This is a genomic window from Flammeovirga pacifica (assembly GCF_000807855.2).
Lineage (GTDB): Bacteria > Bacteroidota > Bacteroidia > Cytophagales > Flammeovirgaceae > Flammeovirga > Flammeovirga pacifica.
The window spans coordinates 1543146-1558964 of record NZ_JRYR02000001.1 but is presented as its reverse complement, the minus strand read 5'-3'; the positions used below and the strand labels follow the sequence as shown (position 1 = coordinate 1558964).

The 15819-nt window shown below is 33.2% G+C and carries 10 protein-coding genes; 5 read left to right on the top strand and 5 right to left on the bottom strand.

The window, feature by feature from the left end; translation table 11 throughout:
• Positions 1 to 71: 71 nt before the first annotated feature.
• The 4 genes from NH26_RS06235 to NH26_RS06220 all read right to left on the bottom strand — a co-directional run bounded on the left by NH26_RS06235 (position 72) and on the right by NH26_RS06220 (position 4303).
• A complete protein-coding gene (locus NH26_RS06235) occupies positions 72 to 1961 on the bottom strand; it encodes an amidophosphoribosyltransferase (protein ID WP_044218908.1) in 1890 nt (629 codons plus the stop codon).
• 265 nt (positions 1962 to 2226) lie between these two features.
• Complete coding sequence (locus NH26_RS06230) at positions 2227 to 3330, bottom strand: leucine-rich repeat domain-containing protein (protein ID WP_044218911.1); 1104 nt, start codon at positions 3328 to 3330, stop codon at positions 2227 to 2229.
• Between the two features lie 63 nt (positions 3331 to 3393).
• Positions 3394 to 3795 (bottom strand): thiol-disulfide oxidoreductase DCC family protein, encoded by a 402-nt coding sequence (locus tag NH26_RS06225; RefSeq protein ID WP_044218914.1) that lies wholly within the window; start codon positions 3793 to 3795, stop codon positions 3394 to 3396.
• Positions 3796 to 3802: 7 nt separating this feature from the next.
• A complete protein-coding gene (locus NH26_RS06220; RefSeq protein ID WP_044218916.1) occupies positions 3803 to 4303 on the bottom strand; it encodes a hypothetical protein in 501 nt (166 codons plus the stop codon).
• A gap of 313 nt (positions 4304 to 4616) precedes the next feature.
• Between NH26_RS06220 and NH26_RS06215 the strand changes: the two genes are divergently transcribed.
• The 4 genes from NH26_RS06215 to NH26_RS06200 all read left to right on the top strand — a co-directional run bounded on the left by NH26_RS06215 (position 4617) and on the right by NH26_RS06200 (position 12262).
• Positions 4617 to 5558, top strand: coding sequence for a D-2-hydroxyacid dehydrogenase (locus tag NH26_RS06215; RefSeq protein ID WP_044218920.1), 942 nt, complete (start codon positions 4617 to 4619; stop codon positions 5556 to 5558).
• Between the two features lie 458 nt (positions 5559 to 6016).
• Complete coding sequence (locus tag NH26_RS06210) at positions 6017 to 8644, top strand: valine--tRNA ligase (protein WP_044218922.1); 2628 nt, start codon at positions 6017 to 6019, stop codon at positions 8642 to 8644.
• Between the two features lie 64 nt (positions 8645 to 8708).
• On the top strand, positions 8709 to 9527 hold the full coding sequence (locus tag NH26_RS06205) for a DUF4292 domain-containing protein (RefSeq protein ID WP_044218926.1): 819 nt from the start codon (positions 8709 to 8711) through the stop codon (positions 9525 to 9527).
• Between the two features lie 173 nt (positions 9528 to 9700).
• Positions 9701 to 12262, top strand: coding sequence for a contractile injection system tape measure protein (locus NH26_RS06200; RefSeq protein ID WP_044218928.1), 2562 nt, complete (start codon positions 9701 to 9703; stop codon positions 12260 to 12262).
• Positions 12263 to 12307: 45 nt separating this feature from the next.
• On the opposite strand, the gene lpxB is transcribed toward NH26_RS06200, so the two are convergent.
• The gene (gene lpxB / locus NH26_RS06195) at positions 12308 to 13438 is read right to left on the bottom strand and encodes a lipid-A-disaccharide synthase (RefSeq protein WP_044218931.1); all 1131 of its coding nucleotides are present in this window, start codon (positions 13436 to 13438) and stop codon (positions 12308 to 12310) included.
• Between the two features lie 361 nt (positions 13439 to 13799).
• On the opposite strand from lpxB, the gene NH26_RS06190 reads away from it, so the two are divergent.
• Positions 13800 to 15731 carry an FAD-dependent oxidoreductase gene (locus NH26_RS06190; protein ID WP_044218933.1) on the top strand — a complete coding sequence of 644 codons (1932 nt, stop codon included), beginning with the start codon at positions 13800 to 13802 and terminating at the stop codon, positions 15729 to 15731.
• Positions 15732 to 15819: the final 88 nt, after the last annotated feature.

Here is a 15819-nt window from a genome sequence, read left to right as displayed (position 1 = left end):
CAAATATCAAAATATAAAAAAAGGTCCAGTAGTATGTGCTACTGGACCAATATTTTATATTATTCTGTATATTAATAAGCTCTGCCTTCTTTACCTTCCATATAGTTTACAAAAGCTCTATTAGCTACTTTCATACCGCCTTCCGTTGGGAAGTTACCTGTGAAGTACCAATCACCTAAATGATTAGGACATGCTTCATGTAAGCTATCTACAGTTTGGAAGATTACCTTCACATCTGCTTTGATATTGTGCGATTTAATGATATTAGCAGTCTCATCAGAGATTTCCTCATAAGTAAACTGATCATACAACTCTTGAACATAGTTGATAGACATTGGTTCGTCTTTTCTAAGCGCTGATTTACAACGGTAGTATACCTCATCTAAAAGATCTTCTTTGCCATTGCGTTTGATCAAGTTGATCATTGCTCTAAAGGCAACAAATTCTTTCATTTTAGACATATTGATACCGTAGCAGTCAGGATATCTAATTTGAGGAGCAGAAGAAACCACAACAATACGTTTTGGATTCAAACGATCTAACATTTGTATGATCGATTTCTCCAATGTTGTTCCTCTTACAATAGAGTCGTCGATAACTACAATAGTATCTACATCTCTACGGATTACCTCGTAAGTAGTATCGTAAACGTGTGCAACCATATCGTCTCTCATTGCATCATCTGCAATAAAAGTTCTAGCTTTCACATCTTTGATAACTAATTTCTCTTGACGAGGGCGGAAAGATAAAATCTTCTCTAATTCCTCTCCAGATACACCTTTTTCGATAGATTCTAAACGCTTAGCCACTAAATGCTTATCTAAGCCTTTCATCATACCCAAGAAAGCAGTTTCTGCGGTATTTGGAATGTAAGAGAATACTGTATTTTTAAGATCGTAATTGATTGCTTCCAAAACTTTTGGAATAAGCAACTTACCTAGTGTCTTACGCTCGTTATAGATCGCAGGATCTGTACCTCTTGAGAAGTAGATACGTTCGAAGCTACAAGATAATTTCTTTTGAGGTTCTAAGTATTGAACTTCTTTGTAGTTAGCTTGTTTATCGATGATCAAAGCGTGACCAGGGTTGATCTCTTGAATTTTGTCGTAGTCAGCATTAAATGCAGTTTTAATAGCTGTCTTTTCAGAGGCTACAACAATAATTTCATCATCAGCGTAGTAATATGCAGGACGGATACCGTTTACATCTCTAGCAACGAAACCGCCACCAAAGCCTGTAAGACCCATAAATGCATAACCACCATCAAAATCTTTACAAGAACGAGAAAGCACACGACCTAGGTCTAGTTCTTCTTCAATCTTCTCAGAAATAACAGTGTTGTCATCTTCAGTCTTTCTGTACTTATCAAATAATTCTTGTACCTCAAGATCTAAGAAGTGACCAATTTTTTCCATCACCGTTACAGTATCCACATTTTCTTTAGGATGCTGTCCTAACTCTACCAAACGATCAAATAATTGATCTACATTGGTCATGTTAAAGTTACCTGCCATGATTAACTGTCTTGAACGCCAGTTATTATTTCTCATGAAAGGATGACAGTGGTTGATAGTGTTATTGCCATGAGTACCATAACGAAGGTGGCCCATGTAAACATCTCCAACAAAAGGAATGTTGGAACGTAAGTAGTCTGCGTCAAGGTACTTTTCCGTATCCTTACTAAGCTTGTTTAATTTCTTACCTACTTTTTTGAAAATGTCGTTGATCGGGTCTGACTCTACCGATCTTGCTCTATCAATAAATGGTTTGCCAGGTTTCATACCTAACTTGATACTTGCGATACCTGCACCATCTTGACCACGGTTTCTCTGTTTCTCCATCAGTAAATACATTTTACTGATAGCATAAGTAGGAGTACCGTACTTTTCAATAAAGTATGACAACGGTTTTCTTAGGCGTAGCATGGCTATGCCGCACTCGTGTTTAATTACTTCACTCACTGGACTAGGAAGGTTAAATGTAAATCCAAGTGCAAAAAAAGTCTTATTTATCTACATACCCAAAAAACAAGTAAGAAATAATTTGTTAATGCAATTTTATATAAGTGATTTTAAAGTGAAATTAATTCTTTAAATCATCATATACATGTAGTCGTTTTATTGATTAATCATCAATTACAGCTAAAAAAACAAAGGTTTTCTTAAAAATAGGGCATAAAAAAAGGAATCACTTTAAATGATTCCTTAAGATTGATTTTTTTATGTCTTAAAAATAATCAGTCTCGATATTGGGGTGTTTTTCTTTAAACTTTGCAACATCTTCATCAGAAACCTTAGCGTCTCTGAAATAGATTATCGATAAGCTTGAAGAATTATCCAATGGATCTAGTGTGGCTACTTGAGATCCCGTAATAATCAAGATGCTTAATTTTGGTAAGGCTGCGATTGGGGACAAATCTTTTACAGGCGTGTTCGAAAACGTTAATTCGTTCATCGCTTTTGTTTTTGCCAATGCCGCGATATCTTCAACTTTACTATCAGAGAAATAGAAAGTGTGTAAATTTTTCAGTCTTTTTAAACTAGAGATATCAGTAATTTCTGTATTACTAATGTTTAAATGCTCTAGTTGCTTCAATTTCTTTAAAGGAGACAAATCAGTCACCTTCGTTTTTTGAAGCTGTAGTAGCTTTAAGCTTTTAAGCGATGCAATAGGACTCAAATCTGATACATTTGTATACGATAATTTAAGTTCTTCTAAGCTGCTTAATGTTGATAGGAAAGATAAATCTTCAATTTTAGTTTCATCAATAGATAACATTTTTAATGTTTTGAATGAACCTAAAGATTCCCAATCGTTAAATAATTTATTTTGGAATAAATCGATATTCTCTAAAGGTAAGTTTTCAACAGCTTTAAGAGATGCGATTTTTGTACCTGACAAATAAATAGCAGACAAAGAAGTTTGACCACTCAAAGGCGCAAGGTCTCTTACGTTGCTAAATGCTAAATTTAAACTTTTTAGATTGGGTAATTTTTGAAGAGGAGATAAGTCTTTTACTCTTGTGTAAGAGATATCAACATGTTCTAATTTACTGAGGTTTTCAATTGGGGTGAGTTTAGTAACAATTCTTTCATCACCAAAATCATCATAACCAGAGGCATTAATTGAAGTAAGTTCTTCAATTTTTTGCAAACCCTCGTTATTCATTTCGTCTTGATCCCACATGATCTGAGAAGTAAAGATTCCTTTCCAATACTTATCAAGACCATTCCACCATTCCATCGTTAGCTTGTCTTGGGCAAACGTTGAAGAGGTAAATACGACCAATAGTAGAAATACTAATTTTCTTTTTAAATCAAAAGCGATCATTATTATATAAATGTTAGTGTCTATATTAATTACGTTTGATTTTATTGCATATTGTGTGACTTACTATGAAGTTCCTTTAAATTTCTTCTGTTGATGGATTAACACACAGGATTCTTCTTTTTTTCCAAACCAAGTATACCTGTATTTTGCAATAAGATCATAAATGAAATCTGTGAAGGATATAGGAAATATTGTACCAAACCTTAACAGTTGATAGGGGGATTTCAAATCTTTTGCTATTTCCAAGGCTGCCTCAGATTTTAGAAAAGCTTTTGATTCAGTGATTAAGACTATACTATCGGTATAATTGGGATCTAAGTGATACTTTTTTAAAAGTACTTTCCCTTCTTCCGATTGTAATGAGGCAAACTGAAATATATCCCCTTTTTCTTTTTTAATAATAAATTGGACACTCTTGTCGCATAGATTACAGATACCATCAAATAAGATCACTTTACTTTCCATGATCGTTTTATTTTATTATTTCGACGTTGGGTTGTCTCAAAATAACTGTATCTAAGTCGGATTGTTCAATGTCCAATCCAGTTATGTTTAATATTTTTAATGAATGATTCATTATAGGTTGAAGATCCATGACATCTGTATCATTGATGTATAACTCCTCTAAAGAAGAACAAAGCATTAATGCATCTAGTTCAAAAATTGAAGTATTATTGAGATAAGCTACCTTAATTAAGGGGAAAAACATTAAAGGATCTGTCGTATCAATTTTTTGATAAGAAGCATAAATGCGATCTAAAGGAATTAGTCGATTGAAAAAAGTGAAATCAGGCCATTTTATCACTTCTAAAGTTTCATCAAATAATGATTGATAGACTTTACTAAGGTCGTTTTCTTTTTCAATTAATTGATGAACCTTATCACTTTCAATAGTGTGTTCTTGTACTTTAATGCTGAATAGAATGATCTTTTTCCAAGCATCATCTAATTTATTCCAAGTAGTGATTTGCATATTATTTGATGACCATTTGGTCGACGTATTGTTTTAGATTTTCTTTAATGAAGTAATTCCCTTTTTGAGACAGTAAACTGTTCTGTTACAATCACTTTTTTATTTTCTTCCAAATTTTCGATTTTTTGATGTCCGATGGATGGATCAAAGGTATTTAATATTCTGGAAAGATTGTACTAACACCATCATCTTTGATCAATAATTTAAGCATTTAGAATAGTGGTAGATTTTAAGTTAAAAATCAACTGATGATATAGTGGTGAGGAGATATTATTTATTAATTTGTGGCATCAGTCAATACAAAAAAGAAATTATGCAAATCGTATTTTTAGATGCGGAAACCCTAGGGAACGACGTACAAACAGAACTTCAACAATTTGATCAATTAGGTGAGGTAATTCATTATCCTTTAACACCAAAAGAAAGCACATTATCTCGCATTAAAGAGGCTGATGTAATTGTGACAAACAAAGTGGTGATTACAAAAGAAATGATGAAGGCTTGTACTCAACTAAAAGGTATAGCAATTACAGCGACAGGAACTAATAACGTCGATTTAGAGGCGGCGAAAGCTTTGAATATTCCTGTGAAAAATGCAGTAGGGTATTCATCAGAAAGTGTGGCTCAACAAACTTTTGCTATGCTTTTGTCATTGATGAATAATATTCATGAATACGATGAGTTTGTGAAAGATGATTCTTACAGTAATCACCCTTCTTTTACTTGGATAGGAAAGGGATTTCAGGAAATTCATGGTAAAACATTCGGAATTATAGGACTTGGGAATATAGGCAAACGTGTGGCAGAGATTGCAACAGCTTTTGGTGCGAATGTGATCTATTATTCCACTTCCGGTATTGCTAGAGACGAACGTTTTACTTTGGTCGATAAAGAAACCTTATTCCAAACATCTGATATTATCTCTATTCATTCGCCGTTAAATGATGCAACTAAAAACATCGTTTCTGTAGAAGAATTAAAAATGATGAAGCCCTCAAGTATTCTTTTAAATACGGGTCGAGGTGGAATTGTAGATGAGAGTGCATTGGTGGATGCCTTAAATGAAAATCAAATTGCAGGAACATGTGTAGATGTGTTTACTGTAGAACCAATGGTACAAGAAAGTCCATTTAAGGATGTGAAAGATCAGAGTAAAATTCTTTATTCCCCACACATCGCTTGGGCAAGTTTAGAAGCAAGAAGAAAGCTGTTGAATATAACTTTGGAAAATGTAAAGAGCTTCTTAAATAGCTAGAGGTTACTTTATGACAACTTATTTTTTAGAATAAAGCATTTCTTTTTGATAAAGAAGATTCAACTCCAATTATGGTAAGTTACCTATGATTGGAGTTGAACTAGTGGTGTGAGTATTATTTTGTCACATTTCATCTTGTTTTTATCTAATTCGTTTTTGTTTTTTAGGTATTCATGTTGGTTATAATCTAATATTATCTTGTTTTTGTCTAAATCCGGTGTCTCGGCGTCCAATATTTTCTTGTTTAAGTCTAATTTTATTTAGTTTTTACTTATTCCTATTCCGTTTTTACCCGATTAATCTCAAAAAATCACTCCTTCAGAAATAAAATCTAATTATTAATTCTTAATTCATCATTAACTATTCTTCTTTTTATTTAAATTTGCTTTCCCAATTTTATCAAGTGGTGAAATTGGCCTTTTATTATTTTTTGTTTCTGAAATTTTTAAATCAAAGCAATGGAGCTTGCGACTAAGTACAATCCTCGTGACGTAGAGGACAAATGGTATCAGTTCTGGTTAGAGAACAAATTTTTTCATTCTGAGCCTAATCCTGATAAGAAACCATTCACCGTCGTCATCCCACCACCAAACGTGACAGGGGTGTTGCATATGGGGCACATGTTGAATAATACAATTCAAGATGTATTGGTCCGTCGTGCAAGAATGAGAGGATATGAAGCTTGTTGGGTTCCTGGTACTGACCACGCATCGATTGCTACAGAAGCAAAAGTAGTAAAGATGTTAAAGGACGAGCATGGTATTGGTAAATCTGATATCTCTCGAGACGAATTCATGAAATATGCTTTTGAGTGGAAAGAAAAGTATGGTGGAATCATTTTGAACCAATTACAAAAATTGGGTGCTTCATGTGATTGGGACCGTACGCGTTTCACAATGGAAGACGAATTGTCTAAAGCTGTTATCAAAGTATTCGTAGACCTTTACAAAAAAGGATGGGTATACCGTGGTGCAAGAATGGTGAACTGGGATCCGGCAGGGAAAACAGCTTTATCAGATGAGGAAGTAATCCACAAAGAGGTTAACTCTAAATTATATTACGTAAAATATCCAATCGTAGGACAAGAAGGTGAGTTTGTTACAATTGCAACTACTCGTCCTGAAACTATTCCTGCTGATGCTGGTATCTGTGTGAATCCTAACGATGAACGCTTCAAGCATTTGATTGGTCAAAAAGTGATCGTTCCAACAACAAATAGAGAAATCCCTGTTTTTGGAGATGATTATGTAGATATAGAATTCGGTACAGGTTGTCTAAAAGTAACTCCTGCACACGATATTAATGACTACGAATTAGGTCTTAAGCACAACTTAGAAGTAATTGATATCATCGAAGAAGATGGGTCAATTAACGCTAAAGGTGGTGCACAATACGCTGGTAAAGATCGTTTTGTTGTTCGTAAGGAAATCGTTAAAGATCTAGAAGCTTCTGAAAACTTGGTAAAAGTAGAAGAACTTCAAAATAAAGTAGGTACTTCTGAAAGAACAGGTGCTGTGATCGAACCAAGAATTTCAACTCAATGGTTCGTATCAATGAAAGAAATTTCAAAGCCTGCATTGGAGAATGTAATGAATGATAATATTCAATTACATCCTGCAAAATTCAAGAATACCTACCGTCACTGGATGGAAAATGTAAAAGACTGGTGTATTTCACGTCAGTTATGGTGGGGACAAAGAATTCCTGCTTTCTATCTTCCAAACGGTGAATTTGTAGTGGCAGAAACTGCAGAAGAAGCATTGGTAGAAGCTCAAAAAATTGATGCTAATATCACTATCGACCAACTTTCTCAAGATGAGGATGTGTTGGATACTTGGTTCTCTTCTTGGTTATGGCCAATCTCAGTATTTGATGGTATTACTCAACCAGAAAATGAGGAGATCAACTACTATTATCCAACAGATGATTTAGTGACTGGTCCAGATATTTTATTCTTCTGGGTAGCACGTATGATTATCGCTGGATATGAGTGGAAAGGCGAATTACCATTTAAAAATGTATACTTAACGGGACTTGTTCGTGATAATGAGGGTCGTAAAATGTCTAAGTCATTAGGGAACTCACCTGATCCATTAGACTTAATGAAGGTATACGGTGCTGATGGTGTTCGTGTAGGTTTGTTATTATCAGCTGCAGCGGGTAATGATTTACTTTTTGATGAGAAATTATGTGAGCAAGGTCGTAACTTCGCTAATAAAATCTGGAATGCTTTACGTTTAGTAAAAGGTCTAGAAGTAAGTGAGGAAGCACAACCTGAATCAAATAAAATTGCGATCGATTGGTTCGAAGCACGTTTCAATCAAGTATTGGAAGATGTTGAAGCCAACTATGAGAAATATAGATTGTCAGATTCATTAATGTCAGTATATAAGCTGGTATGGGATGACTTCTGTTCATGGTACTTAGAAATGGTGAAGCCAGAATACGGTTCTCCAATTGATAAGGCAACTTTAGAAGCGACAATTAATTTCTTTGAAAAGATTGTAAGCCTTCTACATCCTTTCATGCCATTCTTAACAGAAGAAATATGGCATGCAGTACGTGAAAGAGAAACTAAAGATGCTTTAGTAGTAGCTGATTATCCAACGGTTGAGTCATTTGATAAAACATTATTGGATCAAGCAACTGCAGCTTTCGAAATTATCTCTCAAGTGAGAAATATTCGTAACAAGAACCAAATTGGTCCTAAAGTACCTCTTCCGATGTCAGTTTTAGCTTCTGATGCAACTGTATACGATCGTTTCGGTGGTATCATCACGAAGTTGGCTAATTTGGAGTCTCTATCAATGGTTGATTCTGAAGTAGAAGGAGCAACTCAATTTGTTTACAAATCAGATAAATGTTTTATCGATTTAGCAGATCAAATTGATGTTGAAGCTGAAATTGAAAAGCTTACAAAAGAGTTAGAGTATACTAAAGGTTTTATTGCTTCAGTACAAAAGAAGCTTTCTAACGAAAGATTTGTAGCCAACGCACCAGATGCAGTGGTGGCAAAGGAACGTCAGAAGCAGCAAGATGCTGAAGATAAAATCAAAGCTTTAGAGGAAGCGATAGCAAAACTCTAAAAACTTTTTGATTATATTTGAAAGGCAATTGGGTAACTACTCAATTGCCTTTTTTTAAACTCTCATGATCCTCGCTAAAGTGAAAATTACAAATATATTTATGGCATCAGTGCTTCTTTTAGTAGTTGGTGTTTCATGTGCAAAAAAATCAACAGGTATTACGGTTAATGGCAAATCGTCTGAACTGAACGTAAAGAACCTAGACTACGAATACTTATCAACCAAAGGGAAATTAGTATTTAAGTCTACGACTAAGGAGCAGAAATTAGCCATTGATACAAGAATTCAAAAAGGGAAACAAATGTGGATGTCGATGCGTGTAGCAAAGATTGAAGGATTAAGAGTTTTGGCAACAACAGATAGTGTTTTTGCTTTGGATAAAATGGGTAAAGAAGCCTATAAATTAAGTTATTATGATGTTGAGTTACTTTTAGGAGCAAAGATTGATTACGATCTACTTCAATCGATATTTACAGGAGATCTACCTCAAACTTTCATAGATAATTCTAAGGTGAAAGTAGAAGAGGAAATGTTTTCTTTAACTCAAAAAAATAAAATATACGAGTCGAGTGCTTTTATTAACCGTTCTACTCAAATGTTAGAAGAGATTGTAGTGAAACTAAAGAAGGATGAAAAAATTGCAGTAGTTGATTATAAAAACTTTCAAAAATTAAAAGAAGAAAGTACACAAATCGCTCCTTTCCAAACAGAAGTATATATTGGGCAGGGGACTCAAAAATCTGATATTACAACTCAGGTATCTGTCAATATTAACCTATCAAAAATTGAAGTGGAAGAAGAGGCTATAAAAATGCCTTTTAAGATTCCTTCAAAATATACTATTGTGGATAGAACAGAGCTAGAAAAAAGAAACCTTAAATAGAGGTGGTTTACACTATAGATTCAAGTGTATATTTCTTTGAGAATATCCATAAAGATTGAATTCATGATAAAAAAAGGATTAATTCGCTATTTGTAAGTGAGTTAATCCTTTTTTTTATATGTTTGTGATATGCTATTCCTATCAATAGTTTGGCTACGACAACGATTCTAACTATGCTTAACGTAACTATTTCTGAAGTCAATATTGACGTTGAAACTGATTCTCTTCAGTTACAAAAAATCAAAAACTACATTCATTCTAATTTAGAAGGGTTTCTTGTGGGGCCTATCATGAATGCTCTTCAAGGTGTTCAAGTATCATCTGATATCCTCATTGATTGTTTAGAGATTGAAATACTTGAATTAAATGCTCAAGATGATTTAAAATCGCTCCCTCAAAAGATACAATGGAAAGTAGAAGAACTAATCGTTGAAAAACAATTCGATTTTAATCATCAAGATAATTCTATACAACTTGAGAGTGAGAGTGAGAATGAGAAAGAGTATAAGTATGAGGATGAAGAGGTAGAATGGGATGAAAATCTAAATACAAAGGGGAAATCAAAAGGAATAACCTTAGAAAATACTCTGTTGAATATACAATCTTTAAATGAGGCTTTTTCTTTTTTATCATTAATGACACAAAAGGAATTGACTACCTTTTTAAAGGAGAAAATTAAGCGATTTACAAGTGGAGAAAAAGGTAGTATTAGAGATTTTAGATGGCTTGTTTTATCAAAATTAGGAAGACAATTTTTAAATGATCTTTTGATGGAACATTATCAAACAGAGATAGTGGAAGATATTTATGTTTTTCTAAAAGTCAACAAGGAAAAAACAATCTATTTTCAGTTAGTGTATGATCAATTATTTTCATTCTCAAATCAAAATGCTTCCTTCAATTTTGAAATTTCTAATCCATTAAAGACATTAAAATGGTATGAAGTGGTAATAATTTATCATTCCTCAAAAGAATTGATAGCTAAAGACTATTTTTTGATTTACCATTATGTAAAACATTGTCATCAGCTTTCAAGCATCTTTCCTCAAGATATACTTGATAAGTTAATTGGTGATTTGATGAACATCAATATTGGACTTCTACATACTTTTATCCAGATTCTTTTAAATCATCATCAAGAAAAAAAGGAACAAACGCTTTCTATAATTCAGAAAAGTGATGTTTTAGGTGCTCAATTACAATCAAAATTGATGAATTGGGTGAAAGAAAGTGTTGCTTCAAAAAGCATACGTGAATTTAAAACTAACAATCTCTTTTTAGATGAAATCAATGTACTATTAAAAGGTAATCGATTAAAATCTATTTATTCTGAGGTACAATTATTTCGACAATTTAAGCTGATAGCAAAAGAGAAATTACAGTTTGTCCCTTGGGAGAAAATAGCAAAGTGTTATGATAGTCAGTATTCTTCATTTACATCATTTGAATTGTATATACTAAATCAAAATCTGATTCTAGAAACAGACGAGGTGATTTTTTTATCTAAGGAAAATGTGATTTCTGAAGTAACGATATTCAACTTTTTTGATCTACTAATCCAGTCAAAATTTGATGAGGTAAAATCATTGATTCAAACTCAAATAGGTAATAGTAAGGTGAAATTTATTCCCTTTCTACAATGGATGTATAAAAGATATCCTAAAGTATTGGATAACTCGTTTTTGAATGATTTAGAGCTATCTGCACACGAAAAACAGGAAATTATTCATCAAAAAGATACTAATGAGCAAGTAGACCAATTATTTACATCTTGGCTGAAACATCAACTTCAATTTCCAAAACACTTTTTTAAAACATGTATACAAAATCATGTATCCGAATTAAATAAGATGGTAAATGAACTACCGGAGATGTCTTTATTATCAAATATAAAAGGTAATGATCTTGAGTTATGGATAGAGATGAATACAAAAAACAAACAACATGTATACATCAAAAATTTATTAGTGAAGAATAGCTTGATGGATGTGTTTGTATTTAAAGACTGTTTGATAGGTTATTTAAAGCTATCCACTCAGAAAAGTGAAATCAATTATAAGGAATTATTACAATTGCTTTGGAAGAAGCATTTATGGAGGAAAGAGACAGGAAAGGTGATCAATTTTAAAAAATCAATCGTAGAGTTCTTTAGACTACCTGAAGAAACCATCGATTCATTATTTGATCATTCTGCTTCTTATTCTTCTACTTATCAATCGAAAAATGGAAGACAAGAATTGGCTATAGAAAATACTGGTCTGTGTCTATTATCACCATATATTCCACATTTATTCAAATCTTTAGATTTAATAGTTAATCAACAATTTGAAGAAGAGGGTAATCTTAAATTAGCCATACAAGTGCTTCATTATATGGCCACGAAAAAGCGTAATATTCAATTGGATGATAATGTTATCTTTTTGAAACTTCTTACTGGATGTCCTATAGATCAATTTTTAGAATTTGATGAAGAATTGCCATCATCTTATGTGGATGAAGTAGAACATTTATTAGAAGTTGTACAGCAACATTGGAAGGTGTATAAAAATAAAGATAACGATGGTCTGCGAGTCATGTTTTTGATGAGAAACGCTAGATTAAATTTCGGTAATGAAATACTCATTAAAGTAGAAAATTCAACCTATGATATTCTTATGAATACTTTACCTTGGACGTATAGTCGAGTACATTTTCCTTGGATGGAAAACAGTTTAAGAGTAGAGTGGGGGGAATAAAAAAGGTTGCCTCATTTTGTAATAAGACAACCTTCTTTTTTTTAATTAGAAATTCTGTTCTGGAATTCCTTCTGTAAGATATTTATACATCAAGGAAGCAGCTTTTTTAGAAGTTCCTTCTGTATCTATTTTATCTTTCATTTCTTTATAATCGAATAAGATCTTTTCTCTTTTTGATGTAAGAGTTAAAGCTAATTCTTCTGCCAATTTCTCTGTAGTGAAATCATTTTGAATTAATTCTTTAACTACTTCTTTATCAGCAATAAGATTTACTAGAGAAATGAATCTTACTTTTATTAATGCTTTGGCGATGTTATACGATACCGGACTTGTTCTATAACACACTACCTGAGGTACATCAAATAATGCGGTTTCTAAAGTGGCAGTACCAGAGGTAACAACAGCAGAGGTAGCTTTGCTTAGTAAATCATAAGTTTGATTGAAAACCAATTTTACCCCTAGATCTTTTACCTCACTATAAAGTTCGCTAGGAAGGTTATCTACTCCTGCAACCACAAATTGAAATTCCTCTTTATTGTATTTAGGAATGATGGTTAACATAGTCTCTAAGATCATTTTTACCTCTTGATAGCGACTGCCAGGAAGTATTGCAATAATCTTTTTGTTTTCATCAATTTGATTTTCTTCTAGGAAAGTTGGAGAAGGTGTAAATTGTTTGATAGCATCAAAAAGTGGATTACCCACATAATCTACATCGTAATCATATTTTTTGTAAAATGCTTTTTCAAAATGCATAATTACAAACATTCTATCAACGGCTGTTCGTATTCTTTTTGCTCTACTTTGATTCCACGCCCAAACTTTTGGAGAAATGTAATAAAAGACTTTTGTTCCTCGAGGTTTTACATATTTAGCAATCTTAAGGTTAAATCCAGAGAAGTCAACTAAGATGACTACATCAGGTTTCCAGCATAAGATATCTTTTTTACATTCGTTGAGGTAACGTCTAATAGTAAGCAGATTTTTGGCAACTTCTAAAAACCCCATAAATGAGATATCAGAATAATGATGAATCATAGTGCCACCGACTTTTTGCATTTCCTCTCCTCCCCAGAATCTAAATTCAGCTTCTGGATCGTTGACCAAAATTTCTTTCATTAAGTTGGAGGCATGTAAATCGCCTGACTTTTCGCCAGCAATTAAATAGTATTTCATCTGCTACATTATTAAGAATACGATAATGAACAAAGCTAAACAGGAGAGGGCATAAAAAAAAGGATACTTATTAAAAAGCATCTTAAAATAAATTATGGGATAGTAATGATCTGATTTTTTAATTAATTAGGTGTGGTTTCAGCATTTATAAATGCTAATCAAAAAGTAATGAACCGTGATATAGTCTACTAATTATATTATAGGATCTAAATGTCATCTTTTTTACGAGGAAGAAAGGAAAGCTTATTTTTGAGTGTCTCATACATGAAAATATATTATACAAGACATTAAAATTATTGACAATCACACTTAGTTATGGTGTTGTATTGATATTTGTTCTACAACATCAACAAAGAAAGAAATGAAAAGAAGAGATTTTTTTAAGAATACTTCCATGGCGACTGTTGCCGCTGGAATAGGACTATCATCAGCTAATGCTAAAGACAAAAAGGGGCAGATTACAGACTCTAAGAAAAGGCAAAAAGACAATTGGTACCAAGTCGGTAACGGTAAAAAAGGAATACCTTCTAGAGAGAAAACAGTAACTTATGATGTAGTAGTTGTAGGTGCTGGTATTGCAGGTATTTGTGCTGCAGTTTCTTCTGCTAGAATGGGAGCAAAAACGTTATTAGTAAACGATCGTCCTGTTCTAGGAGGTAATGCATCTTCTGAAATCCGAGTGACTTTAAATGGAGTAAAAGGATTAAAAAGAAAAAATAGAACTGAGAGAGAAACAGGTATTGTTGAGGAATTATTAATAGAAAATTGGCATTATAATCCTCAGGAATCTTACCCAGTTTGGGATCATGTTGTATATGATTTTGTCACAAGAGAGGAAAATCTTGATGTGATGTTAAACACACAAGCAATAGATGCTCAAACTAAGAAAGATAAAATAACGGACATTCTTTGTTGGCAGTCTACCACAGAAACTTACTATACGATCAAAGCAGATGTTTTTTGTGATTGTTCTGGCGATGGTTTAATGGCTGCACAAGCAGGAGCAGAGTACAGAACTGGTCGTGAAGGAAAAGCGGAATTTGATGAATCTTTTGCTCCAGATAAAGCAGATGGTTGGCAAATGGGAGCTACCGTAATGATGATTACAAAAGATATGGGCAAGCCTGTTAAATATAACGCTCCAAAGTTTACTATTCCGTATGAAGCTGACAAAATGCATGATAGAGGAATCAAGAATTTTAAAGAAGGTTATTGGTGGGTTGAACTAGGAAGTGAATTCGACATTATTGAAGACTTTGAAGAAAATAGACATAAATTATTAGGATACATGCACGGTGTTTGGGACTATGTCAAAAACTCTGGTAAGTTTCCTGAAGCTGAGAATATTGCTTTAGATTGGGTAGGTTCATTTCCTGGAAGAAGAGAGTCTAGAAGATTTATGGGAGATCATATCCTTTCTCAAAAGGACATGCAAGACAATATACAATTTGAAGATGCTGTAGCTTACGGTGGTTGGTCTTTTGATGAGCACTGTCCTGGTGGAATTGAAAGCCCTAATGAGCCTCCTTCTTATTTTCATGCAAGGTTTAAAGAAGTTTATCAAGTGCCTTTCCGCTCTTTATATTCTAAAAATATTAGTAACCTAATGTTTGCCGGTCGTAATGTATCTGTTACTCATGTGGCGTTATCGTCTACTAGAATTATGGCGACATGTGGTTTAATGGGACAAGCAATTGGTACAGCAGCACAAATATGTGTGGATAAAAAATGGACACCTAGAGAGTTGGCTAATAAAAATATTAATCTCTTACAAGAGCAATTATTGAGAGATGATGTATATATTCCTAGAAGAGCTGCTCAAGATGAGAATGATCTAGCTAAAAAGGCATCAAAAATCACAGTGTCTTCTACAGCATCTGGAGACGCTCAATACTTAGTAGACGGTACATCTAGAGATATTGATAATAAGATTCACCATTGGGAATCAAATGGTTTAGATGCTGAAGTTATTTTTGAATGGGATATACCTGTGGCATTATCCAAAATTGAATTAAAAGGAAATACCAACCTTCATCGTAATTTGATGATGCATAAGAACCCTGCTAAAAATAAGGATCAGATAAATGATATACCACCAGAATTAATCAAGAATTTTGATGCTCAGATAAGAGTGAATGGCAAGTGGCAATCAGTAGCTAAAGTGGAGGACAATATCAGTAGGTTGATCAAATTAGATTTTGAACAAAAGAAAACGACTGGAATGCGACTTAAATTAAAAAATACTTGGGGAGAAAAGAATATTCGATTATACGAAGTTCGTTGTTATTCATAATCTCAATAATATTTATGATATTGTCCCGGTATTTAGTAGATGACATACACTGAAATCTAATAAATACCGGGACTTTTTAACTTATCAC